The organism is Streptomyces sp. NPDC001858, from assembly GCF_053594615.1.
On the sequence record NZ_JBSFEV010000006.1, the window covers coordinates 79,292 to 103,368 of the forward strand.

General features: G+C 71.3%; 21 protein-coding genes and 1 pseudogene. 7 read left to right on the forward strand and 15 right to left on the reverse strand.

Going from position 1 to position 24,077, the window contains the following annotated elements; translation table 11 throughout:
- Positions 1-131: 131 nt before the first annotated feature.
- From ACWCPF_RS10725 to ACWCPF_RS10735, 3 genes are read left to right on the forward strand one after another with little or no spacing between them, the layout of a single operon-like run.
- Entirely contained in the window at positions 132-1,448 is a 1,317-nt protein-coding gene (locus tag ACWCPF_RS10725) for an extracellular solute-binding protein (RefSeq protein ID WP_451044634.1), read from the forward strand.
- On the forward strand, positions 1,445-2,434 hold the full coding sequence (locus ACWCPF_RS10730) for a carbohydrate ABC transporter permease (protein ID WP_451044635.1): 990 nt from the start codon (positions 1,445-1,447) through the stop codon (positions 2,432-2,434). The genes ACWCPF_RS10725 and ACWCPF_RS10730 overlap by 4 nt, the downstream gene beginning before the upstream one ends.
- Positions 2,431-3,261 carry a carbohydrate ABC transporter permease gene (locus tag ACWCPF_RS10735; protein ID WP_451044636.1) on the forward strand — a complete coding sequence of 277 codons (831 nt, stop codon included), beginning with the start codon at positions 2,431-2,433 and terminating at the stop codon, positions 3,259-3,261. The genes ACWCPF_RS10730 and ACWCPF_RS10735 overlap by 4 nt, the downstream gene beginning before the upstream one ends.
- A 10-nt stretch (positions 3,262-3,271) precedes the next feature.
- Here the strand turns inward: ACWCPF_RS10735 and ACWCPF_RS10740 are convergent, their stop codons facing one another.
- The 3 genes from ACWCPF_RS10740 to ACWCPF_RS10750 form a co-directional block, all read right to left on the reverse strand.
- The gene (locus tag ACWCPF_RS10740; RefSeq protein WP_451044637.1) at positions 3,272-4,570 is read right to left on the reverse strand and encodes a ribonuclease D; all 1,299 of its coding nucleotides are present in this window, start codon (positions 4,568-4,570) and stop codon (positions 3,272-3,274) included.
- A gap of 303 nt (positions 4,571-4,873) precedes the next feature.
- Positions 4,874-5,533: a helix-turn-helix transcriptional regulator gene (locus tag ACWCPF_RS10745; protein ID WP_351907096.1), complete on the reverse strand. Its 660-nt coding sequence runs from the start codon at positions 5,531-5,533 to the stop codon at positions 4,874-4,876.
- Between the two features lie 242 nt (positions 5,534-5,775).
- On the reverse strand, positions 5,776-6,402 hold the full coding sequence (locus ACWCPF_RS10750; protein WP_451044638.1) for a DUF3000 domain-containing protein: 627 nt from the start codon (positions 6,400-6,402) through the stop codon (positions 5,776-5,778).
- A 351-nt stretch (positions 6,403-6,753) separates the two neighbouring features.
- On the opposite strand from ACWCPF_RS10750, the gene hemE reads away from it, so the two are divergent.
- Positions 6,754-7,821, forward strand: a complete 1,068-nt coding sequence (gene hemE / locus ACWCPF_RS10755) for a uroporphyrinogen decarboxylase (protein ID WP_451044639.1) — start codon at positions 6,754-6,756, stop codon at positions 7,819-7,821.
- Positions 7,822-7,840: 19 nt separating this feature from the next.
- On the opposite strand, the gene ACWCPF_RS10760 is transcribed toward hemE, so the two are convergent.
- Complete coding sequence (locus tag ACWCPF_RS10760) at positions 7,841-8,653, reverse strand: rhomboid family intramembrane serine protease (RefSeq protein WP_451044640.1); 813 nt, start codon at positions 8,651-8,653, stop codon at positions 7,841-7,843.
- Between the two features lie 125 nt (positions 8,654-8,778).
- Between ACWCPF_RS10760 and ACWCPF_RS10765 the strand changes: the two genes are divergently transcribed.
- Positions 8,779-9,042 carry a hypothetical protein gene (locus ACWCPF_RS10765; protein WP_451044641.1) on the forward strand — a complete coding sequence of 88 codons (264 nt, stop codon included), beginning with the start codon at positions 8,779-8,781 and terminating at the stop codon, positions 9,040-9,042.
- Positions 9,043-9,096: 54 nt separating this feature from the next.
- Here ACWCPF_RS10765 and ACWCPF_RS10770 read toward each other — a convergent pair whose 3' ends face one another.
- Both ACWCPF_RS10770 and ACWCPF_RS10775 read right to left on the reverse strand, forming a co-directional pair.
- On the reverse strand, positions 9,097-10,470 hold the full coding sequence (locus tag ACWCPF_RS10770; RefSeq protein WP_451044642.1) for an FAD-dependent oxidoreductase: 1,374 nt from the start codon (positions 10,468-10,470) through the stop codon (positions 9,097-9,099).
- A gap of 27 nt (positions 10,471-10,497) precedes the next feature.
- Positions 10,498-11,508 carry a DUF4349 domain-containing protein gene (locus tag ACWCPF_RS10775; protein WP_451044643.1) on the reverse strand — a complete coding sequence of 337 codons (1,011 nt, stop codon included), beginning with the start codon at positions 11,506-11,508 and terminating at the stop codon, positions 10,498-10,500.
- Positions 11,509-11,666: 158 nt separating this feature from the next.
- Here ACWCPF_RS10775 and hemG point away from each other — a divergent pair, with 158 nt between their 5' ends.
- Both hemG and hemQ read left to right on the forward strand, forming a co-directional pair.
- Positions 11,667-13,124, forward strand: a complete 1,458-nt coding sequence (hemG, locus tag ACWCPF_RS10780) for a protoporphyrinogen oxidase (RefSeq protein ID WP_451044644.1) — start codon at positions 11,667-11,669, stop codon at positions 13,122-13,124.
- A gap of 4 nt (positions 13,125-13,128) precedes the next feature.
- Positions 13,129-13,860 (forward strand): hydrogen peroxide-dependent heme synthase, encoded by a 732-nt coding sequence (hemQ, locus tag ACWCPF_RS10785; protein ID WP_358804322.1) that lies wholly within the window; start codon positions 13,129-13,131, stop codon positions 13,858-13,860.
- On the opposite strand, the gene ACWCPF_RS10790 is transcribed toward hemQ, so the two are convergent.
- From ACWCPF_RS10790 to ACWCPF_RS10830, 9 genes and pseudogenes are all read right to left on the reverse strand, one after another.
- Positions 13,861-15,576 (reverse strand): alpha/beta hydrolase, encoded by a 1,716-nt coding sequence (locus ACWCPF_RS10790; protein WP_451044645.1) that lies wholly within the window; start codon positions 15,574-15,576, stop codon positions 13,861-13,863.
- Positions 15,577-15,835: 259 nt separating this feature from the next.
- Positions 15,836-16,675 (reverse strand): TIGR04222 domain-containing membrane protein, encoded by an 840-nt coding sequence (locus ACWCPF_RS10795; RefSeq protein WP_451044646.1) that lies wholly within the window; start codon positions 16,673-16,675, stop codon positions 15,836-15,838.
- Positions 16,676-16,779: 104 nt separating this feature from the next.
- Positions 16,780-17,556, reverse strand: a complete 777-nt coding sequence (locus ACWCPF_RS10800; RefSeq protein WP_451044647.1) for a DUF4142 domain-containing protein — start codon at positions 17,554-17,556, stop codon at positions 16,780-16,782.
- A gap of 243 nt (positions 17,557-17,799) precedes the next feature.
- Positions 17,800-19,254, reverse strand: a complete 1,455-nt coding sequence (locus tag ACWCPF_RS10805) for a DUF692 domain-containing protein (RefSeq protein ID WP_451044648.1) — start codon at positions 19,252-19,254, stop codon at positions 17,800-17,802.
- A 241-nt stretch (positions 19,255-19,495) separates the two neighbouring features.
- Entirely contained in the window at positions 19,496-20,197 is a 702-nt protein-coding gene (locus ACWCPF_RS10810; protein WP_451044649.1) for an aminoacyl-tRNA hydrolase, read from the reverse strand.
- Between the two features lie 229 nt (positions 20,198-20,426).
- Positions 20,427-20,630, reverse strand: coding sequence for a hypothetical protein (locus ACWCPF_RS10815; protein WP_451044650.1), 204 nt, complete (start codon positions 20,628-20,630; stop codon positions 20,427-20,429).
- Positions 20,631-20,680: 50 nt separating this feature from the next.
- Positions 20,681-21,541: a polysaccharide deacetylase family protein gene (locus ACWCPF_RS10820; protein WP_451044651.1), complete on the reverse strand. Its 861-nt coding sequence runs from the start codon at positions 21,539-21,541 to the stop codon at positions 20,681-20,683.
- A 269-nt stretch (positions 21,542-21,810) separates the two neighbouring features.
- Positions 21,811-23,288, reverse strand: a pseudogene (locus ACWCPF_RS10825) (IS1182 family transposase).
- A gap of 110 nt (positions 23,289-23,398) precedes the next feature.
- Positions 23,399-24,046 (reverse strand): phosphotransferase, encoded by a 648-nt coding sequence (locus ACWCPF_RS10830; protein WP_451044652.1) that lies wholly within the window; start codon positions 24,044-24,046, stop codon positions 23,399-23,401.
- Between the last annotated feature and the right edge of the window lie 31 nt (positions 24,047-24,077).

Genomic DNA, 24,077 nt, shown 5'->3' on the forward strand with positions numbered 1-24,077 from the left:
AGCGAAAGTTTCGGTTGGTGTCGCGTCATCCTTGGCGGAATTGGGACTTTACCGGTTGAGAAAGCGCTGTCAGAGTGCCGAATCAGCCAACCCGCACGTGCTCGTCCGTCCCAGGAACGGAAGTGATGCACATGAACCGCCGTACAGCCGTCGCCATGGTCGCGGGAGCGGCCCTGTTGCTGCCGGGATGCACCGGGACGGGGGGAAGCGCGAAGGGCGCGGACGCCGAGGCGCCCGACGACCCGTCGAAGGTGAGCGGCACGATCACGGTCCTCACCGTGCGGACCGATCTCGCGCAGGACGGCACCCTGGACAGGTACGCCGCCGAGTTCAACAAGACGTACCCCAAGGTCAAGGTCGAGTTCCAGGCCCTCACCAACTACGAGGCCGAGATCAAGATCCGGATGAACACGGACGACTACGGCGATGTCCTGCTCATCCCCGCAGTGATCAAGAAGGACGACTACCCGAAGTTCTTCGCCTCGCTCGGCACCGCGGCCGAACGCAGCAAGAAGTACCGCTTCACCGACTTCACGACCGTGGACGGCAAGGTCTACGGCCAGAGCCCGGTCGGCGTGATGCCCGGCTTCGTCTACAACAAACGGATCTGGCAGGAGGCCGGAGTCACCCGATGGCCCACCTCACCGGCCGAGTTCCTCGCCGACCTGAAGGCGATCAAGGCGAAGACCGACGCCGTCCCCTACTACACCAACTTCGCCGCCCAGTGGCCGCTGACCTCGTGGACGTACGTCAACGGCACCGTCCACTGCGATCCGCAGGCGACCACGAAACTCGCCGAGGGCGATCCCTGGGCCGCGGGCTCCGACCTGCGGGTCGGCGACACGCTGCTGCACGACATCGTCCGGCAGGGCCTCGCCGAGAAGGACCCGACGACCAGCAACTGGGAGGAGTCCAAGCCCCGCACGGCCAAGGGCGAGATCGCCACGCAGTGGCTCGGCACCTGGGCGATCATCCAGTTCCAGGACGCCGCGAAGAAGGCCGGCGTGAATCCCGACGACATCGGTTTCATGCCGTTTCCCGCCCAGCCGGACGGCACGTTCTGCGCGACGGTGGGCCCCGACTACAACCAGGCCGTCAACGTCCACTCCCCGCACAAGGAGGCGGCCCGCGCCTGGATCGACTGGTTCACCGACAAGTCCGGTTACGACAAGGACAATCTGGCGATCTCGCCGCTCAAGGACGCGGCCATGCCCGACGTGCTGAAGCCGTACGAGGAGGCGGGCGTCGAGCTCATCGAGCTGGACGACTCGGCGGGCGCGAAGGTCAAGCTGATCGACGACGAGTCCGAGGTCGGCATCTACAAGCCCGAGTACCGCCAGGACCTGGTCGACCTCGCGCGCGGCGCCAAGAAGGGCAGCCTGGACGACTTCCTCGGCGGACTCGGCAAGAAGTGGACCGAGACACAGGCGAACGTGAGCGACGGATGACGCACGCGGACACGCACACCCCGGGCCGCCGCACCGAAGGGGCGACAGCTCAGGAAACAGCCTCCGACGCGGTAACCCCGCGCTCGAAGCGCGTGGCCCGGGCAGCGGCCCCGCGTCGGACGCGCACCTGGCGGCTGCTGACCCCCTGGCTGTTCCTGCTCGCCCCGCTCGCCCTGCTGATCACCTTCACCTACGCGCCGATCGCCAACATGGTCGCCTACAGCTTCACCGACTGGGACGGCGTGAGCCCCGAACTGCACTACACGGGCACGGAGAACTACCGGGAGATCTTCACCAGGGAGGACCTCTTCCAGGTGTTCTGGGTGAGCGGTTACTACCTGGCCGCTTCGGTGATCCAGATCGTCGCCGCGCTCTACTTCGCCACGATTCTCAGCTTCAGCATCCGTTTCCGGAATTTCTTCAAGGGCGTGCTTTTCTTCCCGTCCCTGGTCAACGGCGTCGCCATCGGTTTCGTCTTCCTCTACTTCTTCCAGGACGGCGGCACCCTCGACACGGTGCTCGGATTCTTCGGCCACCACACCGACCACGCCTGGCTGGGCACCCCGACCTCGGCGAACGTCTCCCTCGCGGGCGTCTCGATCTGGCGCTACCTCGGCCTGAACTTCGTGCTGTTCCTCGGGGCGATCCAGTCCGTCCCGGGCGAGCTGTACGAGGCGGCCGAACTGGACGGCGCGGGCCGCCGGCACCAGTTCCGCTACATCATCCTGCCCGGCATCAAGCCGGTGCTGACCCTCACGGTGATCCTGTCCGTCTCGGGTTCCCTCTCGGCCTTCGAGATCCCGTACATCATGACCGGCGGGGCGACCGGCACCGAGACGTTCGTGATCCAGACCGTGAAGCTGGCCTTCCAGTTCAACAAGACGGGGCTCGCCTCGGCGGCGGCCGTCGTGCTGCTGCTGATCATCCTGCTGGTCACCTGGGTGCAGCGCCGTCTCGTCCCCGACGACCACGTGGACCTCGTATGACACGCCACACCGTCTCCCGCGCCCTGGTGTACCTGTCCCTGATCGCCGCGACGCTGATCGTCCTGCTCCCGCTGGGCGTCGTGGTCCTGACGTCCCTGAAGACCGAGAGCGAGACGGCGAACGGCAGCGGGGCGCTCACACTCCCGCGCGATCCGCTCAACTTCCACAACTACGTGACGGCGTTCCAGGACGGCGGCATGCTCACGGCGTTCGGCAACACCGCTTTCATCCTCGTCGCCTCCGTCGGCGGCACGGTCCTCATCGGCTCGATGACCGCCTACGCGATCGACCGGTTCACCTTCCGGTTCCGGAAACTGGTGATCGCACTGTTTCTGCTGGCCGCTCTGGTCCCGGGTGTCACCACCCAGGTGGCCACCTTCCAGATCGTCCACAGCCTCGGCATGTTCGACACCCGCTGGGCCCCGATCGCCCTCTACATGGGCACGGACATCGTCTCGATCTACATTTTCCTGCAGTTCGTGCGCTCGATCCCGATCTCCCTGGACGAGGCGGCCCGGCTCGACGGGGCGAATGCCTTCACGATCTACCGAAAGATCATCTTTCCGTTGCTGAAACCGGCGATCGCGACGGTCGTGATTGTGAAGGGGATCGCCGTCTACAACGATTTCTACATCCCGTTCCTGTACATGCCCTCACAAGATCTTGGCGTGATCTCGACGTCGCTGTTCCGCTTCAAGGGCCCCTACGCAGCCCACTGGGAAACGATCTCGGCAGGAGCCGTCCTGGTCATCCTGCCGACACTGATCGTCTTCCTGGCCCTCCAGAAATACATCTACAACGGTTTCATGAGAGGCGCGACGAGGTAACCGCTTTCACTCACCCCTCATCGGAAGACTCGGAAGACAGTGCCGCGACGAGCACGGGCGTCACCTGCTCCACCTGCCAGGGCCGAGCCCCGTTCCCCGCGAGCGCACTCGCGACGGCCGTCTCGTCCAGCGGCTTCGGCGGCTCCCAGCAGACCCTGCGCACCGCGTCCGGCGCGATGAGGTTCTCCTGGGGCATGTTCAGCTCCTCGGCCAGGGCCGAGACGGCCGACCTCGCCGCGCTGAGCCGCGCCGCCGCCACCGGATCCTTGTCGGCCCAGGCCCGCGGCGGCGGCGGGCCCGCCACCGGCTGCCCCGGCTGCGGCAGCTGCGACTCGCTCAGCGCCTTCGCCCGGTCGACCGCGGCCTGCCACTGCTCCAGCTGCCGCCGTCCCATCCGGTGCCCGAAGCCGTTCAGCGCGGCGAGCGCGCTCACGGTCGTCGGCAGTGCGAGCGCGGCCTCCACGATGGCCGCGTCCGACAGCACCTTGCCCGGGGAGACGTCCCGTCGCTGCGCGATCCGGTCCCGGGTCTGCCACAGCTCGCGCACGACGCCCAGCTGCCGCCGCCGGCGGACCTTGTGCATGCCCGACGTGCGACGCCAGGGGTCCTTGCGGGGCTCCGGCGGCGGGGCGGAGGCGATCGCGTCGAACTCCTGGTGGGCCCACTCCAGCTTGCCCTGCCGGTCCAGCTCCTTCTCCAGCGCGTCGCGCAGGTCGATCAGGAGCTCGACGTCGAGGGCCGCGTACCGCAGCCACGGTTCGGGCAGCGGCCGGGTCGACCAGTCGACGGCGGAGTGGCCCTTCTCGAGGACGAAGCCCAGCACGCCCTCGACCATCGCGCCGAGGCCGACCCGCGGGAACCCGGCGAGCCGTCCGGCCAGCTCGGTGTCGAACAGCCGCGTCGGCGTCATGCCTATCTCGCGCAGACACGGCAGGTCCTGGGTGGCCGCGTGCAGCACCCACTCGACGCCGGACAGCGCCTCGCCGAGCGCGGAGAGGTCGGGACAGGCCACCGGGTCGATCAGCGCGCTGCCGGCGCCCTCGCGGCGCAGCTGCACGAGATAGGCGCGCTGCCCGTAGCGGTAGCCGGAGGCACGCTCGGCGTCGACGGCCACCGGGCCGGAGCCCGCGGCGAACGCGGCGATGACCTCGGCGAGGGAGGCCTCGTCGGCGATCACGGGAGGAATGCCCTCGCGCGGTTCGAGCAGAGGTGTCGGCGCCCCGGAAGCAGTAGATCCGCCGTCGTCCGGAGGGGCGCCTCCGGTGGTTCGCAGTGAACTGGCTGCTGCGGTTTCTTGGGCGTCGGTCACCTGTCAAGGGTATCTGTGTATCGACGGCACCCGCCGACGGAACGTTCCGTCGGCGGGCGTCAGAGGGTCGTAAACCAGTCAGGTCGGTGAACGACAGGGAAGGTGCCGGGAAGAAACCGGAAGCAGGACGAGCAAGGTCGTGCAGAAACAGGCCGGGCAGAGGCAGATAGGAGCAGGTGGGGACGGGAGGGGGCCGGAGGGGGATGGGAGGAGGCCGGGACGGAGGCGCTGGGAGTCCCCCGGGCGGATCCCAGGGGAATCTCAGGTGAATCTCAGGGAGATCCCGGGAGTGGGCTGTCGGTGTCAGTGGATGATGCCGGTCCGCAGCGCCACCGCGACCATGCCGGCCCGGTCGCCCGTGCCGAGCTTGCGGGCGATGCGGGCGAGGTGGCTCTTGACGGTCAGCGCGGACAGGCCCATCGAGACGCCGATCGCCTTGTTCGACTGGCCCTCCGCGACCAGTCGCAGCACCTCGACCTCACGGCCGGAGAGCTCGCGGTAGCCGCCCGGGTGACTCGGGGCACCCGGGGGGCGGCGGTGCATACGGGCGGCGGAGCCGATGGGGGCGGCACCGGGCCGGGTGGGGAGCCCGACGTTGGTGCGGGTGCCGGTGACGACATAGCCCTTGACGCCGCCCGCGAGGGCGTTGCGCACGGCGCCGATGTCGTCGGCCGCGGAGAGGGCGAGCCCGTTGGGCCAGCCCGCGGCGCGGGTCTCCGACAGCAGGGTGAGGCCGGAGCCGTCGGGCAGGTGGACGTCGGCGACGCAGATGTCGCGGGGGTTGCCGATGCGGGGACGAGCCTCCGCGATGGACGAGGCCTCGATGACGTCGCGCACACCGAGCGCCCACAGGTGGCGGGTGACGGTGGAGCGGACGCGCGGGTCGGCCACGACCACCATCGCGGTGGGCTTGTTCGGGCGGTAGGCGACCAGGCTTGCGGGCTGCTCGAGGAGAACGGACACCAGGCCTCCTGGGTGGGGGACGGGAGCCGGCTCGTGGGGCTTGTGGGGAGGAAGCCGGGACGAACCGTGCTTTCAAGGTCACAGTCGTCTTCGGCAGCGAACCCGGCGTCCTTTAGAGAATGATCACGATCTAGTGAGTAACAATCCGTTCAATTCGGACACTTGATCGATCATCCGAAGATCGAGTCGGTTTAAGTGGGTGCTTTACGGGATCGAAAATGGCCGTATCGACAAAGAGACGGTCAACGGGACTGCGGTCCCCTGCGCTGCGGCAGCGTCACCACCGACGCGTCCCCCGGCCCGGCCGGCGGCAGCCCTGCCACCTGTGCGAGCAGATCGCACCAGGACGCCAGATGCGCGCCCGCGTCCGGCACCCCGCCCAGGCCCTCGCGCGGCGTCCAGGAGGCCCGGATCTCGATCTGCGAGGCCGCCGGGCGCTCCGCGAGCCCGCCGAAGTAGTGCGAGCTCGCCCGCGTGACGGTGCCGCTCGGCTCGCCGTAGGTCAGTCCGCGCGCCTGGAGCGCGCCGGTCAGCCACGACCAGCACACGTCCGGCAGCAGCGGGTCCGCGGCCATCTCGGGCTCCAGCTCGGCCCGCACGAGGGTCACCAGGCGGAACGTTCCGCGCCAGGCGTCGTGCCCGTCGGGGTCGTGCAGCAGCACCAGCCGGCCGTCGGCCAGGTCCTGGTCGCCGTCCACGACCGTCGCCTCCAGCGCGTACGCGAACGGGGCGAGCCGCTTCGGGGCCGGTGTCGGCTCGACCTCGATCTGCGGCCGCAGCCGGGCCGCCCTCAGCGCGTCGACCGCGGCCCGGAAGGGCAATGGTGCCGACGTGCTCCCATCCCGGTCCCCCTCGTTCGCGTCATCCATCCCGCCAGCGCCGTCCGACAGTCGTCCCTGAGCCGCAGCCATGCGGGGAAGATTAAGGGGAACGGGGGCTTCGCGCAGGGCAAGACACCCGTGCGGGGCTCGCGGACAGGTGCGCGCTGGGCGAACAGGCGCACGGACCACGCGGCCCGAAAGACCACGGAAGGACGACAGAAGGACGACAGAAGGACGACGGAAGGACGAGGGACAGAAGGCAGAGGAACGACAGAAGGGACAGGGGCGGGACGGCCGCGGGACGGCGGCGGGAACGCCGGGGACGGCGGAGCGGCGGACGACGAGGGCGGCGGCAGGGGGCGGCCTCGCGGGCTTCGGCGCCGTGGGAGACTTGCCGTCGTGAGCGCGAACGAGAGCCCGGCGGGCCGGCAGCCGACAGCGACGTACGACAGTGCCTTCCTGAAGGCGTGCAGGCGGGAGCCCGTGCCGCACACGCCCGTGTGGTTCATGCGGCAGGCGGGGCGCTCGCTGCCGGAGTACCGCAAGGTCCGCGAGGGCATCGCGATGCTCGACTCCTGCACGCGGCCCGAACTGGTCGCCGAGATCACCCTCCAGCCGGTGCGCCGGCACGACGTGGACGCGGCGATCTACTACAGCGACATCGTCGTCCCGCTCAAGGCCATCGGCGTCGACCTCGACATCAAGCCGGGCGTCGGCCCGGTCGTCGCGCGCCCGATCCGCACCCGTGCCGACCTCGCCCAGCTGCGCGACCTCACCCCCGAGGACGTCTCCTACGTCACCGAGGCCGTCGGCCTGCTGACCGCCGAGCTCGGCGCCACCCCCCTCATCGGCTTCGCGGGCGCGCCGTTCACCCTCGCGAGCTACCTCGTCGAGGGCGGTCCGTCGCGCACGTACGAGAACGCCAAGGCGATGATGTACGGCGACCCCGAGCTCTGGGCCGACCTGCTCGACCGCCTCGCGGAGATCACGACCGCCTTCCTGAAGGTGCAGATCGAGGCGGGCGCGAGCGCCGTCCAGCTGTTCGACTCCTGGGCGGGCGCGCTCGCCCCCGCCGACTACGCCCGCTCGGTGCTGCCCGCCTCCGCGAAGGTCTTCCGCGCGGTCGAGGGCTACGGCGTCCCGCGCATCCACTTCGGCGTCGGCACCGGCGAGCTGCTGAAGCTCATGGGCGACGCGGGCGCGGACGTCGTCGGCGTCGACTGGCGCGTCCCGCTCGACGAGGCCGCGCGCCGGGTCGGTCCCGGCAAGGCGCTCCAGGGCAACCTCGACGCGACCGTGCTGTTCGCCGGCCCCGAGGCCGTCGAGGCCAAGGCCCGCGAGGTCCTCGACGCGGCCGCCGGCCTGGAGGGCCACATCTTCAACCTCGGCCACGGCGTCATGCCGACCACCGACCCGGACGCGCTGACCCGGCTGGTCGACTACGTCCACACGCAGACGGCCGGATAGACGGCCGCGTAGGCGGCGCTCACCACGTGTGCCGGGGGCGCGCCCGTCTGCCGAACAGCAGGCCGCGCGGCTCCGGCGGCGGGGGCGTGCCCGGCTTGAGCGGCCAGGCGAGCAGCATCCCCGCGAGGAAGCCGACGATGTGCGCCGCGTACGCCACGGTGCCCGCCCCCGAGACGCCCTCGCCCGACGAGTACACCGCCTGCAGCACGAACCAGAAACCCAGCACCATCCAGGCCGGCAGGCGCAGCGGCAGAAACACCAGGAACGGGACCAGCACCCACACCCTGGCCTTCGGAAACAGCACCAGATAGGCGCCGAGCACCCCCGCGATCGCCCCCGACGCGCCGATCAGCGGATCGGTCGAGTCGGCGTTGAGCAGCGCGAAACCGTACGACGCGGCGTAGCCGCAGACCACGTAGAAGAGCGCGAAGCGGACGTGCCCCATGCGGTCCTCGATGTTGTTTCCGAAAATGAGCAGAAACAGCATGTTGCCCAGCAGATGCAGCCAGCCGCCGTGCAGGAACATCGCGGTCAGGACGCTCAGCGCCGGCGACTTCTCGTAGCCCGGCGGGCTCAGCACGCACCTCGCGCCGCTCACCTCGCCGGTGGGGACGAGCCCCGGCAGCTGATGGTGGATCAACTCGCGCGGGACGGCCGCGTAGTGCTCCAGGAAAGCGTGCAGATGGCACGTCTGGGCCAGGCTGCTGTCGCCCGCCACGGAGCCGGACAGGCCCGGCATGAACAAGAAGACGAAGACGTTCGCGGCGATCAGCGCGTACGTCACCACCGGCGTGCGGCGCACCGGGTTCACGTCATGGACGGGGATGACCACAAGGAATTACTGCCCCCGATCCGTTCGACGAACCGGTGAACGCGACTCACCACGAGTGCGTATGAACCGGCAACTGCTCGCGGCACGAGGAAGGCGGGTCGCGGGGACGACGTGAGGAACAGGCGATGAACGACCGAGTTACTCCCCCCATGCACGCCACACCCGACGGCGAGGCCGAGATCTCGCTGGTGGTCCGGCTGCCCTGGGAGGACGTGGCGCGACTCGGCCAGGAGGCCGGGCGGCTCGCTGCGCAGATGCAGCGGCCGGTGACCTTGGACGAGGCTGTCAGTAACCGGTTGCGGTCACGGCCGGCGGCCGCGGCGCATGCGAAGCCGGTGGAACAGCCTGCCGCTGTTTCCGCTCTGCCGAGGTTGAGCGGAGCCGGTTGAGCAACGTTTCCGGGCGCGGGCCGACCACGGCCGGCCCGCGCCCCGGACAGATCCTCACGTGCTCCGCACCGCCGCCGTCGCCTTCCTCGCCGCCACCAGCACCGGATCCCACACCGGGCTGAACGGCGGGGCGTAGCCCAGATCCAGGGCCGTCATCTGCTCCACCGTCATCTGGGCCGTCAACGCCACCGCCGCGATGTCGACGCGTTTGGCCGCGCCCTCCCGCCCCACGATCTGCACGCCCAGCAGACGGCCCGTCCTGCGCTCGGCGAGCATCTTGACCGTCATGGCGGAAGCGCCGGGGTAGTAGCCCGCGCGGCTGGTGGACTCGACGGTGACCGTGACGAAGCGCAGGCCGGCCCTGCGCGCGTCCTTCTCCCGCAGCCCCGTGCGCGCGATCTCCAGATCGCAGACCTTGCTGACGGCCGTGCCGACCACGCCGGGGAAGGTGGCATAGCCGCCGCCCACGTTGGCGCCGATGACCTGCCCGTGCTTGTTGGCGTGGGTGCCGAGAGCGATATGGCGTTCCTGGCCGGACACCAGGTCGAGGACCTCGACGCAGTCGCCGCCCGCCCAGATGTCCTCGTGGCCGCGCACCCGCATCGCCAGGTCGGTGAGCAGCCCGCCGTGCCGGCCCAGGGGCAGCCCGGCGGCCTTCGCGAGCGCGGTCTCCGGGCGGACGCCGATGCCCAGCACCACCACGTCCGCCGGGTACTCGGCCTGCTCGGTCACCACCGCCCGGACAACGCCGTCCCCGTCCGTGCGGACCCCGGTGACCTCGGCGTCGTTCACCATCGTGATGCCCATGTCCTCCATGGCCGCGTGCACCAGCCGGCCCATGTCCGGGTCGAGGGTCGACATCGGCTCGCTGCCCCGGTTGACGACCGTCACCTCGTAGCCGCGGTTGATGAGCGCCTCGGCCATCTCCACGCCGATGTAGCCCGCCCCCACGACGACGGCCCGCCTCCCACGCGTGCGTGCCAGCGTGTCGAGCAGCGCCTGCCCGTCGTCCAGGGTCTGCACCCCGTGCACGCCCGCCGCGTCCACACCCGGCAGGTCCGGCCGGATCGGACGGGCCCCGGTCGCGATCACGAGCTTGTCGTACGACGTCCAGGACCGCGCGCCCGAATCGACGTCACGCGCGCGTACCCGCCGCCCCGCCACGTCGATCTCCGTGACCTCCGTGCGCAGCCGCAGGTCGATCCCGCGCGCGCGGTGCTCCTCGGGCGTGCGGGCGATCAGCTGATCCCGCTCGGCGACGTCGCCGCCCACCCAGTAGGGGATGCCGCACGCCGAGAAGGAGGTGAAGTGGCCGCGCTCGAAGGCCACGATCTCCAGTTCCCCCGGCCCCTTCAGACGCCGGGCCTGGGACGCCGCGGACATGCCCGCGGCGTCACCGCCGATCACGACCAGTCGCTCGATGCTCATGCGAACACGCTACGGGGCCGCCTCAGTTCAGTCCTGCCCTGGCTCGCGCACCCCGGCCGCGTTCACCGCGCTCGTGTCCGTCTCCGCCTCTGCCGGGCTCGCCTCCGGCAGCCGCCGCCGCGGCCGCATCAGCCGCAGCCACACCAGCACGATCAGGACGGCCGCCGCGAGGAACGGCAGGATCGCGCCGAACGCCACGGCGATCCAGCGCAGCACCGTCACGAACGCGTCCCAGCCGCCCGCCAGCGCGTCCACGAACCCCGGGTCGTCGTCCTTCTCGGCGGCCGGGTCGACCGGCTTCTCCGAGAGCGTCACGGTGATCGTCGCCAGGCTCGTGCGGTCCTTCAGAGACGCCTGCTGTGCGAGCAGCGCTTCCAGATCGGCCTCCCGACTGCTCAACTCGCCCTCCAGGGAGACGACGTCGCTGAGCTTCGTCGCCCGGTCCATCAGCGCCCGGACCCGGGCGACGCTGGCGCGCTGCGAGGCGATCCGGCTCTCGACGTCGACGACCTGATCGGTGACGTCCTGGGCCTTCGCGGTGCGCGCCAGGAGCTTGCCCGCGCCCTGGAGATCGGCGAGGACGTCGTCGTAGCTCTCGACGGGGACCCGCAGCACGACCCGGGTCCGCTCGCCGCCGTCCTCGTCCCGGGTGGTCGTCTCGTCGCCGATGTAGCCGCCCGCGTTCTCGGTGGTCGCCCGGGCCTCGTCGAGGGCCTTGGGCACGTCCTTGACCTGCACGGTCAGGGTGGCGGTGCGGATGATGCGGTTGACGGTGAGCTGAGGCGCCGTGGTGGCCTTCGAACCGCCCGCGCCCGCGCCCTCCTTCGCGTCCGGGGCCGCGCCCGCGTCCCCGGCGCCGAGGTTTTCGGGGGCGGCCTCTCCGACGGCGGCCTTGCCGTCCGAACTGCTCGTGCTCGCGTCGTCCGCGGCGCTGCATCCGGTGACGGCCAGGCCTGCGGCGAGCAGCACCGCGGCCAGGGCCTGGACGGGTCGTGCGGGACGTCGCGACGGACGTCGTACGCGATGGCGTGTGGGCATCTGGGTGTCCCCCCGAGGGTGGTGGCAGTTGACGATCCTTCGACGCCCGGGCGGGCCGGGACGTTGGCGTCGGTCGGTTCCGAAGAGGTCACGGTCAGGACGCGGACAGGACACCGGGGCCCGGCGGGACTGTCAGTGGGGTCTGAGAGAGTGGACGCATGAGCGCAACGGGTACGGGCACGGGGCATCACGTCGTCGTCATCGGAGCCGGGATCGCCGGTCTGGCCGCCGCCCACCGGCTGCTGGGGCGCGGGGCGACCGTGACCGTGCTGGAGGCGTCCGACCGGGTCGGCGGCAAGCTGCTGCCCGGCGAGATCGCGGGCGTGCGCGTGGACTTCGGTGCCGAGTCGATGCTCGCCCGCCGGCCCGAGGCGATCGCCCTCGCGCGCGAGGCGGGCCTCGCCGACCGCCTGCAGCCGCCGGCCACCGCCACCGCCTCGATCTGGACCCGCGGCGCACTGCGCCCCATGCCCAAGGGCCACGTCATGGGCGTCCCGGGCACCGCGGCCGCCCTCTCCGGCGTGCTGTCCGACGAGGGCCTCGCCCGGATCGAGCGCGACGCCGACCTGCCCCGAACGGAGACCGGGGACGACGTGGCGGTCGGGGAGTACGTGGCGGCACGCCTGGGCCGCGAGGTCGTCGACCGCCTCATCGAGCCCCTGCTGGGCGGCGTCTACGCCGGCGACGCCTACCGGATCTCGATGCGCTCGGCCGTCCCGCAGCTCTTCCAGGCGGCCCAGACGCACACCTCGTTGACGCAGGCCGTCCGCGAGATCCAGGCCACGGCGGCCGCGAACCAGCAGACCGGGCCTGTGTTCATGGGCATCCAGGGTGGCGTGGGCTCACTGCCGCTCGCGGTCGCCGAGTGCGTCCGGGCGCGCGGCGGCGAGATCCACACGCGCGTGGCCGTCACGGCACTGCGCCGCGACCCGGCCGGCGGCTGGCGCGTCACCGCGGGGGAGCGGGTGCTGCGGGCCGACGCCGTCGTCGTCGCCGTCCCCGCACCGGCCGCCGCCGCGCTGCTCGCCGCCGAGTCCCCCGAGGCCGCCGCCGAGCTGCGCACGGTGGAGTACGCCTCCATGGCCCTGATCACCCTCGCCTACCGGCGCGCCGACACCGCCCTGCCCGAGGGCAGCGGCTTCCTCGTCCCGCCCGTCGACGGACGCACCGTCAAAGCGGCCACCTTCGCCTCCCAGAAGTGGGGCTGGATCGCCGACCAGGACCCGGACACGGTCGTGGTGCGCACCTCCGTGGGGCGCTACGGCGAGACGGAGGTCCTGGGCCGCGAGGACGCCGACCTCGTCGAGGTCTCCCGGCACGACCTGCGCGCGGCCACCGGCCTGGACGCCACACCCGTGGAAACCCGCGTCACCCGCTGGACGGACGGCCTGCCCCAGTACCCCGTCGGCCACCACGCGCGCGTGGCCCGCATCCGCCAGCACGTCGCGAAACTCCCGGGCCTCGCGGTGTGCGGTGCGCCCTACGACGGCGTCGGCATCCCGGCCTGCATCGCGAGCGCGTACGCCGCGGTGGACCAGATCGGCGGCGACCTGAGCGCCGTCCGCGAACTCACCGCGAACCCGGTGCAGAGTCTGCACGGCGGAGCGGGAGAATGAGGCCATGAGCGACGACGCCCCCACCACCGAGGCCGGCAGGATCCCCAACAAGGGCAAGCTGGCCAAGGACCTCAACGAGGTCATCCGCTACACGCTGTGGTCCGTCTTCAAGCTGAAGGACGTGCTGCCCGAGGACCGCGCGGGCTACGCCGACGAGGTCCAGGAGCTGTTCGACCAGCTCGCCGCCAAGGACGTGACGATCCGCGGCACCTACGACGTGTCCGGTCTGCGCGCCGACGCCGACGTCATGATCTGGTGGCACGCCGAGACCGCCGACCAGCTCCAGGAGGCGTACAACCTGTTCCGCCGCACCCGGCTGGGCCGCGCCCTGGAGCCGGTCTGGTCGAACATGGCGCTGCACCGCCCCGCCGAGTTCAACCGCTCGCACATCCCGGCGTTCCTCGCCGACGAGACGCCCCGCGACTACATCAGCGTCTACCCCTTCGTGCGCTCCTACGACTGGTACCTGCTGCCCGACGAGGACCGCCGTCGCATGCTCGCCGACCACGGCAAGATGGCCCGCGGCTACCCGGACGTCCGCGCCAACACGGTCGCCTCGTTCTCGCTCGGCGACTACGAGTGGATCCTGGCGTTCGAGGCCGACGAGCTGTACCGCATCGTCGACCTCATGCGCCATCTGCGTGCCTCGGAGGCCCGGATGCACGTCCGCGAGGAGGTCCCGTTCTACACGGGCCGTCGCAAGGACGTCGCGGAGCTGGTCGCGGGTCTGGCCTGATCAGCGCTTCGGCCGCGCGGCCCGCTCCTCGGAGGGGGCCGCGGGCCCGGCCGCGGCAGGCTCCTGCACGGCCGGCTGCGCCGCGGCCGGCTTCGGCTCCGCGTGCGGTGCGCAGGCCGCGCGCCGCGTCGGGAGCCTGCCCTCCAGCAGATACGCGTCGAGGTGGCCGTTGACGCACCGGTTCGGTCCGCCCCCGATGCCGTGCGTGCCGGAGTCCCGCTCCGTCACCAGCACCGAGCCGGTCAGCCGCCGGTGCATCTCCAGCGCCCCGTCGTACGGCGCGGCGGCGTCCCGCTCGGCGGCCAGGATCAGCGTCGGCGGCAGCTCGCCCGGCCCGGTCCGCACATCGAGCGGTTCCTGCCGGGGCGCCGGCCAGTACGCGCACGGCAGGTTCGCCCACACGTTGTCCCAGGTCTCGAACGGCGCGACCCGCGCGAGCCGCGTGTTGTCGCGGTTCCACACCCTCCAGTCCGTCGGCCACGGTGCGTCGTTGCACTCCACGGCCGTGTACACGGCGTTCGAGTTCTCCGCCTCCTCGGCCGCCTCCTGGACCGGCCCGGCCTGCGCGATCAGCTGCTTCGGGTCGCCCTTCAGGTACTCCGACAGCGCCTGCGCCCGAGCCGGCCAGTAGTCGTCGTAGTAACCGGCTTGCAGAAACGCGCCCTGGAGCTGTCCCGGCCCGACCTTCCCGCCGGCCGGCTCGGCGGCCAGCCGCGCCCGCGCCCGCTCATAGCTGTCCAGCACCGCCTGCGCCGTCCCGCCCAGGCCGTACACGTCGTCGTGCCGGGCGATCCACTCCCGGAAGTCCGTCCAGCGGCTCTCGAACGCCGCCGACTGGTCGAGGTTGTTGCGGTACCAGATCTGCGCCGGGTCCGGGTTCACCGCCGCGTCGAACACCATCCGCCGCACATGCGAGGGGAACAGGGTCGCGTACACCGCCCCGAAGTAGGTGCCGTACGACGCTCCCATGAACGTCAGCCGCTCCTCGCCCAGCGCGGCGCGCAGCACGTCCAGGTCACGCGCGTTGTTGAGTGAGTTGATGTGCCGCAGGGCGCTGCCCGACCGCTTCGCGCACCCTTGCGCGTACGCCTTCGCCTGCGCGATGCGCTCCCGCTTGTACGACTCCGAGGGGTGCGTCGGAGCGGGCGAGGGCCCCTTGAAGAACTGCTTGGGGTCCTGGCAGGACAGCGGCGCCGAGCGGCCGACCCCGCGCGGGTCGTAGCCGACGAGGTCGTACGCGGCCCCGATGCGCTTCCACTCCGGCAGCAGCCCGATCAGCGGGAAGTACAGACCGGAGCCGCCCGGCCCGCCCGGGTTGAAGACCAGCGCGCCCTGTCGCGGCACGCGGTGCTTGCTGTTGTGCGGGTCGCGGTGGGTGGCCGGCACGCGGCTGACGGTCAGCTCGATCTGCTTCCCGTTCGGCTGGGCGTAGTCCAGCGGGACGGCGACCGTGCCGCACTGCATGGTGCCGGGCAGGTCCTGCGCGTCGGAGCACTTCCCGAAGTCGACGCCCTTCGCCGCGGCCTGCGCGGCGGCCAGCGCGACGCCGGGGGCGGCGGCCCGGACGGAGGCGGACAGGCCACGGGCAGGGAGACCGGGAGCCGACAGACCGGGGGCGGACAGGTCGGGCGTGCTCGGGACGCCGCCCGCCGGGGCGGCGGAGAGGGCGGTCAGCAGCAGGGCTCCTGCGGCCGAGTGGAGGGCGGCGGCTCTCATCGGGGGTCCCTTCGGTGCACGGCGGCGACAAAAGGGAAGTTTGGTTCGACCTTGGGGGAAGGCAAGCACCGACGGCTGGTGTCGGCGTCAATGCCCCGTGTGCGCCCCCCAGTGGTCGAGCGCGCCCCGTCCGAGAGGCGTTCTGCCCGAGGGGCGTCCTGTCCGGGCGGAGTCGTGGTCGAGCGGCGTCGTGGTCGAGGGCAGGCGCGTTCGAGCGTCGTCGTGTCCGAGCGGAGCCCTGTCCGAGCGGAGCCCTGGCTCAGTCGCGCCCGTGCAGCCCGCGCAGACCGTCGAGCCCGTGGTACCCGTACTGCCCGCGATGCGCGAAGGCCGCCCGCAGGTCCGGTTCGCCGACCGCGCGGATCCCGCGTACGGCCACGGAGGTCAGATACCTGCGGTCGTCCCCCGCGCTCCCGGCGTGCCGGGCCAGCGCGCCCAGCAGCCGCTGGCCGGCCGGGGAGGCCCAGCGCGAGTACGGATGCGCCTCCACCCGCGCTATGGCCAGGCAGCTCAGGGTGAGAGCGAGGGGCAGCGCGAACCAGAGAGCGACGAGGTTGCGGGGCATCTCCGGTGAGGCGGGCAGCAGCAGTGCGACGACGCCCAGCGCGACGACGGCCACGGCGGCCGCCCGCACCTGCCGTACCCCGGCCGCGACCGTCGTACGGGCGCCGTCCGGCACCGCGAGGCCGGCGTCGACCAGTCGGTCGGCGAGGCCGCCCACCGCGTCAGCGGCCGCCGCCGCGGCCCGTACCGGGGCGATGGGGGACTGCCCCTCGGGTCCGATGGCCCCTATGACCGACCGTTCCATCTCGTCGCGCCCGCGCGGGTCGACGACGGTGGCCCAGCCGGTGTGGGCGAGCAGCAGCCGGCGCTGGCGCGCCATGGAGACCATGGTCAGGTCGGCGACCCGGCCCGGACCGCCGGACAGGAAAGCCGCCTCGTACAGGGTCAGATCATGTCCGTGGCCCGCGTGCGCGTCGGCGCTCGCCGCACTCGCGGAGTTCGCCGCACTCGCCGTGCGAGCGGCGGCCAGGCACAGCCGTGTACACGCCGCGCCCGCGACGGCCCATGCCAGCAGCAGGAGAAGCACCCAGACCATGTCGCGTTTCTATGCCATCGCACAGGGAGACGCCATGCCCCGTTCACGATCCGGACCGGGCGTTGTGGATATGTGACGTTCCGCTTGCCTTCGTCCCGGGCGCCTCAGGAGCCGGGCGGCGGACTGGCCGCGGCGGGCGGCAGCGTGTACGTGGGATACGGCGACGCCGTGAGCGGCACGACCGGCCCGGGGTCGGTCGTGGGCCCCGGCGGCCCGGGGGTGCGGGTGATCGACGGCGGGCTGTCGGCCGCCAGGTCCCGGGCGAGGGCGTCGTAGTCGACGTACCCGGTGGTCTCGAGGATCTTGATGTGGTCCAGGACGGTGGTGTTGGCGTCGTCGGCGAGCTGACGCACGAGCGAGTTCCGCGTACTGGCCCGTACCTGGGCGACGACGGAGAACACCCGGCCGTGCGCGACGCGCAGGATGTTGGCGAACTTCCAGTCGTACTGCCGGCCCTGGGCCGCGGTCAGCTCCGTCAGCCAGCCTTTCTGCTGGTCGTTGGGCTCGTTCGGCAGCGCGAGGCCCAGTTGGGAGGCGACGGAGCGCACCCGCTCGTCCAGGAAGGCGTGCCCTTCGACCAGATGCCGGCCGGCCGTCCGCACGGCCTCGGTCGTGCCCTTCGTCTGCGCCTGCAGGCCGGCCGGCAGCTCCCACAGTCCGGCCAGCCGGACCTTGGTGATGAAGTCCCGGTCCAGCGCGGACAGCGGCCCGTACTGCGTCGAGACGGTCTGCGCGTTCAGTACGTCGACTCCGGTGCCCGAACGGTCGGAGTACGACCAGACCGGGAACACCAGCGCCGCGAGGGTCGCCGCCAGGCACGTGATGATCAGCCCGGTACCACTGAAGATGCCTCTGCCCTTGATCGGGGGTCGCGGGCGCATGGCGCCTCCTGCTCACGGCACTGCACGCAAGTGCACATCGGTTGCGGGACTGGCATATTACTGCGCCTGCTCCGCCAACTGCCGTACAGGGTCGAAGACTTGCATCACGGGCATCTCGGACCAAAACGGGAGGGCGGGAAGAGGCCCCAAAGCCGGGGAAAGTGGTAGTAAACGTCTGTGGAAACGTTGTTGCGTGCAACGAACGCGGCCGGGTGTTAACCCCGGCACATTCGGGAGCGTCCGTCACCGCCGGATCGACGACCGTCCCATCCGACTCACGTGTTCCAGCAGGGACAGCCGGGGCAGCGGGGGCAGCGGGGGCAGTCGGGACAGCCGCGACTTCGGCCTCGGGGCGGGGCCCGAGCGGTCCAGCCACCAGCGGCGCAGTTCGCGGCGGGCCCGGCCTTCCGGCAGCTGTCCGTCCAGGAGTATCCGCTCGGCGAAGTCGAGGGCGTCCTGGCGGTATCCGCCGCGCATCGGGTGCCGTTGCGCGTACGCGATGAAAGCGGCCCGGTAACCGTTTCCGAGGATCTGCGGCAGCTCCGGCGCCACCTTGGCCACCACGTCGGCCCGCTTCGCCGCCAGGGCCCGCGCCTGCACGCCGAGGCGCACCCGGTCGAAGCCCTCGGGGACGGGAGTCCCCGCGACCAGCGCGGACAGCAGGGCGGCCTGGGCGAGGCCGAGGCGCTGACGGGTCGCTTCGTCGGGGCCGATGCCGGGGGCGACGCCGAGGGCGACGATCGGTTCGGCCACCTCGGGCTTGGGCTGGGGCTGGGGCTGGGGCTGGGGCTGCGGTCGAGGCAGAGGCTTGGGCTTGGGCTGGGGCCGGGTGGGCGGGGTGGCTTCGTCGGCGCCCGGGGTGCCGCGCAGCGCCATACCGCTTTCGACGGCTTTCCGGATCGCGCCCAACTCGCGCTCCAGCTCTGCCGGTTCGGGGAAGTTCTCGTCCCGCTCCAACAGCACGCCCGGCGGCGCCACCCGGGACGCGAGGTCGGTCAGGATGTCGAGGACCGGGCGGGGCACCGGGTGCGCGTGACTGTCGTGCCAGACGCCGTCCCGCTCGAAGCCGCCCGCGACGTGCACGTAGGCGATGGCTTCCAGGGGCAGTTCGGCCAGCGCCTTGGCGGGGTCCTCGCCGCGGTTGACGTAGTTGGTGTGCAGGTTGGCCACGTCGATGAGCAGCCGAACGCCGGTGCGGTCGGCCAGGTCGTAGAGGAACTGTCCCTCCGTCATCTCCTCGCCCGGCCAGGCGACGAGCGCGGCGATGTTCTCGACGGCGAGCGGCACGGGCAGCGCGTCCTGCGCGATGCGCACGTTCTCGCACAGCACGTCGAGGGCGTCCCGGGTGCGCGGCACGGGCAGCAGATGCCCGGCCTCCAGCCGCGGGGACGCCGTCAGCGGGCCGCCCGCGCGGACGAACGCGATGTGCTCGGTGACCAGCGGCGCGCCCAGCGCCTCGGCCCGCTCGGCGAGTGCGGTCAGCCGTCTGCGGTCGGGTCGCTCCGCATCGCCGAGCCCGAGCGAGACGCCGTGCGGTATCACGGTGATCCCGCGCTCGCGCAGCCGCAGCAGGGAGTCGGGCAGGTGCCCGGGACACACGTTCTCGGCGACGGCCTCGACCCAGTCGATGCCCGGCATCCGCTCCACGGCGTCCGCGATCTCGGGTCGCCAGCCGATCCCCGTCCCCAGTCGCATCATGGTCCCCGCCTCCTTCGTGCCCCCGCGTACCCCCTGCGTGGTGACGGTGGTATCGCCCCGCCACCGCACTCCGAACCGCCCGCCGCCCTCCTTCAGAGCAACATTTGAGGTTCGGGCGGAGGGATGCCGGGGCGGAGGGGTGCAGGGACGGCGGGTGCCGACGGACAGTGCCGGGCCGGCGGGCTGGTGGGCCGACGGACAGTGCCGGGCCGGCGGGCGGACGGGGCAGCGGGACAGTGGGTCAGCGGGCCCTCAGGGCCGGATGGTCGGCGACCACCGTGCAGCTGCCCGGCGCGATCTCGGTGAATCCCGCGTCCCGCACCAACGGCAGGCCGCTCGTCGTCAGCTCACGCCACCGCTCCGGGTCCGCGGTCCGGACAGCCAGCGGGAAACCGGTTTCGCGCCAAGCCGCCCGCTCCTCGTCCGACAGCTCCCACCAGGCGAGCTGCGCGCCGTGCCCGGCCTGCGCCATCGCCTTCCCCGCCGACATCTCCACCTCCGGACTCATCCACAGCACGACGGTTTCCGGCTCGACGCCCGCGGGCGGCTCGGGATCGTCGAGATCGGTTCCGGAAACCTGAAGCTTCGCGAGTTCCTTCGGCCATCCGTCCAACGGCACCGGCGGAAACACCCGCACCTCCGCCGACTTCCCCGTGACGGTGATCCCCGGCAGTTCCCCGGCCCGCCGCCACTCGGCTCCCCGGGCCCGCCGCACCACCTTGCGAATGCGGGCGTCCTGCCAGTCCCGCATGACCTGCGCCCACTCTCCGTCCCCGACGGAGCGCTCGTCAGCGAGCAGGACGAGCACGGCACGGGCAGCCGTCTCGAGCGCGTCGGTGCGGGCCGGCGGCGCGGACTTCTCTATCCGCACGACGAGGGGCAACACGAACTGCGGAGCCTGATCACGCGGGTTCGGCTCGGTCTGAAAGGGACTCTCACTCACAGGCGCAGGCTACTGGACCGGTACGACGGAACCGGTTACGAGAGGATGCCCGGCATGGAGCGCGATCTACGTCTGGAGAACGTGGGCCGCCGTTACGGCTTACGTGGCCCATGGGTGCGCACGCACGTCCCGGCGATCACCCTTACCCGGGCGAGCACGCAGAGTAACCGGTTACCGGATAGGTTGCTCGGTGTAACCGGTTACCGGACGGCTTGCTCGGTGTAACCGGTTACCCGGAGCAAGCTGTCCGCTGCGCCTCCTGCCACTCGCACACCGGGCACAGAGTGATCCCCTTGTACGACTCCGGATACTCCGTCGGCTTCCGGCACAGCACGCACTCCGCATACGGCGGTCCATCGGCCTTGGGCGGCCGGGTCGCGTCGATCAGGCAGTACTCGCGGTCGAGCCCCTGGTCGCTGTCGTTGTCACTCATGCCTCCAGCGTACGAAAGCGTTTCCGGAGCACGAGGCCGGCGTACAGGACTCACCGCCGCCCGCTCGCCGTTCCGATCAGCTCGGACACCTTCACGAAGCGGTACCCCTGTCGGCGCAGCTCCGGCACGATCGTCCGCACCGCCCGCTCGGTCGTCGGGGCCGCGCTGCGAGTGCAGTGCATGACGACGACCGACCCGGGCTGCACGCCCTCCAGGACCTGCCGGACCACCGCGTCGGCGTCCGTCGCGAACGCGTCCCCGCTGACCACGTCCCACTGGACGGCGGTCACGCCGGTGCCGCTCACCGCGCGCAGCGCTCGCTTGTCGTAGCAGCCGCCGGGGAAACGGAAGTAGGGCATCGCGTCGGTCACTCCGGCCTTGCGGAACGCCGTGTAGGCCTGCTCCACGTCCGCCCGCATCCGGCTCTCGGGGACGGTCGGCAGGCCGTAGCAGTCCCCGGTGAAGGCGTGGTGGCTGTAGGAGTGGTTGGCGACCTCGAAACCGGGGTCGCGGCCGAGGGCGCGGGCCTGGTCCGGGTATTCCTCGGCCCAGCGGCCGGTCATGAACACAGTGGCCGGCACCTTCAGCGCACGCAGGGCCGCGATCAGCCCCGGGTTGTCGAAGTGCTCGCCGGCCGCCGCCCGGTCCCCCTGATCGGAGGTCATGTCGGCGTCGAAGGTGAGGGCGACGGTGCGGTCGGCGGTGCGGGGCGCGTGGTGGAAGACCGGAGTGAGACCGGCCGGACCGGGAGCCAGCGTCGGGGGCCGCGAGGGGACGGCGGAGGTGTGGGCGGGGGCGGCGGGGCGAGGGGCCTGCGGCTGCGGAGGAGCGCCGCAGGCGGTGAGGGTGAGGGCGCAGAGGGCGGTACCGAGGGCGCAGAGGGCCGCGAGGCGGCGCACGGGAGGGATCATCGTATGAAGTTATGAGGTGTATCTCGCGGCCTGTGTGGATATGCGACCGCGTTTCCGTCGGTGTCACCCGCCCGGCTCCCGTGCGCTCGGCGCACCGAAACGCAATCCGACCCGGTTTCCGGGGCTAGGAGCGTGGGTCAGTAATGGGTACGTGGCCAGCTCTCTGATCGATGGGGCTCGATCCCGGTCACGCCGCTGGCACCTGTGGGGTCCTGTCCGTGTGGTGTGCGGCCTACTTTGGGCCTGCGGCGGGGCCGGGGGCTGGCTGGTCAGCTGGCCAGGGCGGCGAGCCCGGTGGTTCCGGCGTGTCGGAAGATCTTGCGGAGGTTGTGGCAGGCGGCCAGCAGTCTCCACTCGCCGCGGGCACCGTCCTCGCCGCGCAGGAGGATCTGGCGACCGTTCTGGCAGGTCATGATCTGGCCGAAGACGGGTTCGACGATGGCCTTGCGGCGGCGGTAGGCGGCCTTGCCGGGCTTGGTCCGCAGCTTGCGGGCCATGCGCTCCTTCAGCGTGGCGCTCGCCGGGATGCGTCCGCGTGGTGCGGGTGGGACCTGTTCGTCGTGGGCGAGTCGGCCGGTGGCCATGAAGGTGTCGGTGCCGCAGGCCCGTTGGCGGTCCTTCGCGGCCTGAAGGTTGGTCTCGGAGCAGTAGCCGGCGTCGACCAGCGCCTGCTTGGGGTGGACGCCGGTGTTCACCGCGGACTGGTCGAGCATCGTGGTGTAGTTCAGCGCGTCCGAGGGGTTGGTCGTCACTTCGGCGGCGGTGATGACCTGGTGGTCGGCGTCCACGACGGCCTGGGCGTTGTAGGCCTGGATGAAGGCGCCGTCGCTGTTCTTCATGATCCGCGAGTCGGGGTCGGTGAAGTTGGCCTGCGCCTTGGGCTTGGGACGGGCCTTCGCGGCAGCCTTGTGCCCGGCGTCGGTGACGGCCTGCTCGTCGCTGGCGCCGGCACGCTCCTGGCGGCGGCGTTCCTTGTCCTCGGCGTGGCGGCGGGCCTTGTCGGCAGCTTCGGCCTCGATCTGCGCGCGGGCGGCCTGCAGCTTGGCCAGGCGCTTTTCGCGCCGGTCGAGTTCGGCGGGCAGATCGGTGTCCTTGCCGTCGATGCCGAAGCTCTGGTCCTCGGCGGTGTCGGTGGCCTCGGCGTCTGCGAGCAGGGCGGCGGCCTGGGCCTCCAGGGCGGCGACCTCGGCTTCGATCCGCTCTTCCTTGTCGACCAGGCGGCGGTAGCTCATCGCCTTGTGCTTGGAGGCGTTCGCTTCGAGCTTGGTGCCGTCCAGGGCGACGCGGCCCATCTTGACCATGCCGAGCTTCTGGGCGAGGTGCAGTGACTGGGTGAACAGGTCCGCGAGGGCGTCCAGGTGGCGGCGGCGGAACCGCGAGATCGAGCGGAAGTCCGGAGCCTGGTCGGCGGCCAGGAACCGGAACGCGATGTCGTCGGCGCACTTGCGCTCGATCGCCCGCGAAGAGCGGATGCCGGTGGTGTAGCCGTAGATCAGCAGCCGCAGCATCAGCCTGGGATCGTAGGGCGGGTAGCCGCGTTTGTCGGTGTAGTCAGCCAGGACCGGCCCCAGGTCCAGCACCTCGTCGACCAGGTCGGCGGCGAACCGGGCCAGGTGGTCCTGGGGCAGCCAGTCGTCCAGCGACGGGGCAACAGCAGGACCTGGTGCGGGTCGAACGCCCTGAACCGCTTGTCCCCTGCCACCCGCGCCGTCGGCTTCCCCCGCTCGGGCGGCTGGACGGGCTCCATGGCGAACAGCTCATCACCATCACGCATGCCCTGATCATCCCGTACGAACAGTCACGCACGGCAGGTGGGCCATCGGCCTATCGGCACGCAACACGGCTGCGGCCGCGACGCTAACCGATCACCGAGACCGCCTCGTCCAGCAAGCCGATCTCGCGGGTAGTCAGGTTGGGGTCGGCCCGGCGGAACCGTACTGCTTGATCCAACGCCTCGGAAGGCACAGCGCCGACGCTGGCCAAGAACGCGGTGAGGAACGTACCGGCGAGCGCGGCGTCCTCCCGCATGGAGTCGACCGCGACCTGCGCCAGGATCAGTGCGGACACAGCGACATCGAACTCAGGCTGGCCCTGCCCGGAGTTACGCCAGTCGATCACGACCGGTCCTCGCGCTTCGAGCATGACATTCGCCGGGTGCAGATCCAGATGCACCAGGCGATCCCCGGGCTTGTGCGGCACCTGTGGCGGCAACGCGTGAAGGCGAGCATGCAGGCCTGCCAACAGGTCCGCCGCCGCCACCGCAGTAATCTCCCCGGCGCCCAGCGCCTGCAGCATGGTCGGACCGGTGAGCCGTTCGAGGACCAGATCACCACCACTCGCCGAGTAGACCCGTGGCACGGGGAATCCCAACCCACCGACATAGGCCATCACAGCGGCTTCAGCGGCCACGTCACCTTCGTCCCGATAACGACGCAGGACGCGATCCGTGTCGAGAGCGAAGACGTCAGCGTCTCGGCCAGTCGCTAACAAAACGAGCTTGGTCACATCGTGACTCTACTGTCGTTACTGACCCACG

Excerpts from the sequence above, each read along its gene's own strand:
- ACWCPF_RS10750 (WP_451044638.1), bottom strand. The coding sequence starts at position 6,402 with ATGGATGACGCGAACGAGGGGGACCGGGATGGGAGCACGTCGGCACCA.
- hemQ (WP_358804322.1), top strand. The coding sequence starts at position 13,129 with ATGAGCGACGACGCCCCCACCACCGAGGCCGGCAGGATCCCCAACAAG.
- ACWCPF_RS10805 (WP_451044648.1), bottom strand. The coding sequence starts at position 19,254 with ATGATGCGACTGGGGACGGGGATCGGCTGGCGACCCGAGATCGCGGAC.
- ACWCPF_RS10765 (WP_451044641.1), top strand. The coding sequence starts at position 8,779 with ATGAACGACCGAGTTACTCCCCCCATGCACGCCACACCCGACGGCGAG.
- ACWCPF_RS10795 (WP_451044646.1), bottom strand. The coding sequence starts at position 16,675 with ATGGTCTGGGTGCTTCTCCTGCTGCTGGCATGGGCCGTCGCGGGCGCG.
- ACWCPF_RS10770 (WP_451044642.1), bottom strand. The coding sequence starts at position 10,470 with ATGAGCATCGAGCGACTGGTCGTGATCGGCGGTGACGCCGCGGGCATG.
- ACWCPF_RS10725 (WP_451044634.1), top strand. The coding sequence starts at position 132 with ATGAACCGCCGTACAGCCGTCGCCATGGTCGCGGGAGCGGCCCTGTTG.
- ACWCPF_RS10820 (WP_451044651.1), bottom strand. The coding sequence starts at position 21,541 with ATGATCCCTCCCGTGCGCCGCCTCGCGGCCCTCTGCGCCCTCGGTACC.
- ACWCPF_RS10735 (WP_451044636.1), top strand. The coding sequence starts at position 2,431 with ATGACACGCCACACCGTCTCCCGCGCCCTGGTGTACCTGTCCCTGATC.
- ACWCPF_RS10790 (WP_451044645.1), bottom strand. The coding sequence starts at position 15,576 with ATGAGAGCCGCCGCCCTCCACTCGGCCGCAGGAGCCCTGCTGCTGACC.
- ACWCPF_RS10775 (WP_451044643.1), bottom strand. The coding sequence starts at position 11,508 with ATGCCCACACGCCATCGCGTACGACGTCCGTCGCGACGTCCCGCACGA.
- ACWCPF_RS10815 (WP_451044650.1), bottom strand. The coding sequence starts at position 20,630 with ATGAGTGACAACGACAGCGACCAGGGGCTCGACCGCGAGTACTGCCTG.
- ACWCPF_RS10800 (WP_451044647.1), bottom strand. The coding sequence starts at position 17,556 with ATGCGCCCGCGACCCCCGATCAAGGGCAGAGGCATCTTCAGTGGTACC.
- hemG (WP_451044644.1), top strand. The coding sequence starts at position 11,667 with ATGAGCGCAACGGGTACGGGCACGGGGCATCACGTCGTCGTCATCGGA.
- ACWCPF_RS10730 (WP_451044635.1), top strand. The coding sequence starts at position 1,445 with ATGACGCACGCGGACACGCACACCCCGGGCCGCCGCACCGAAGGGGCG.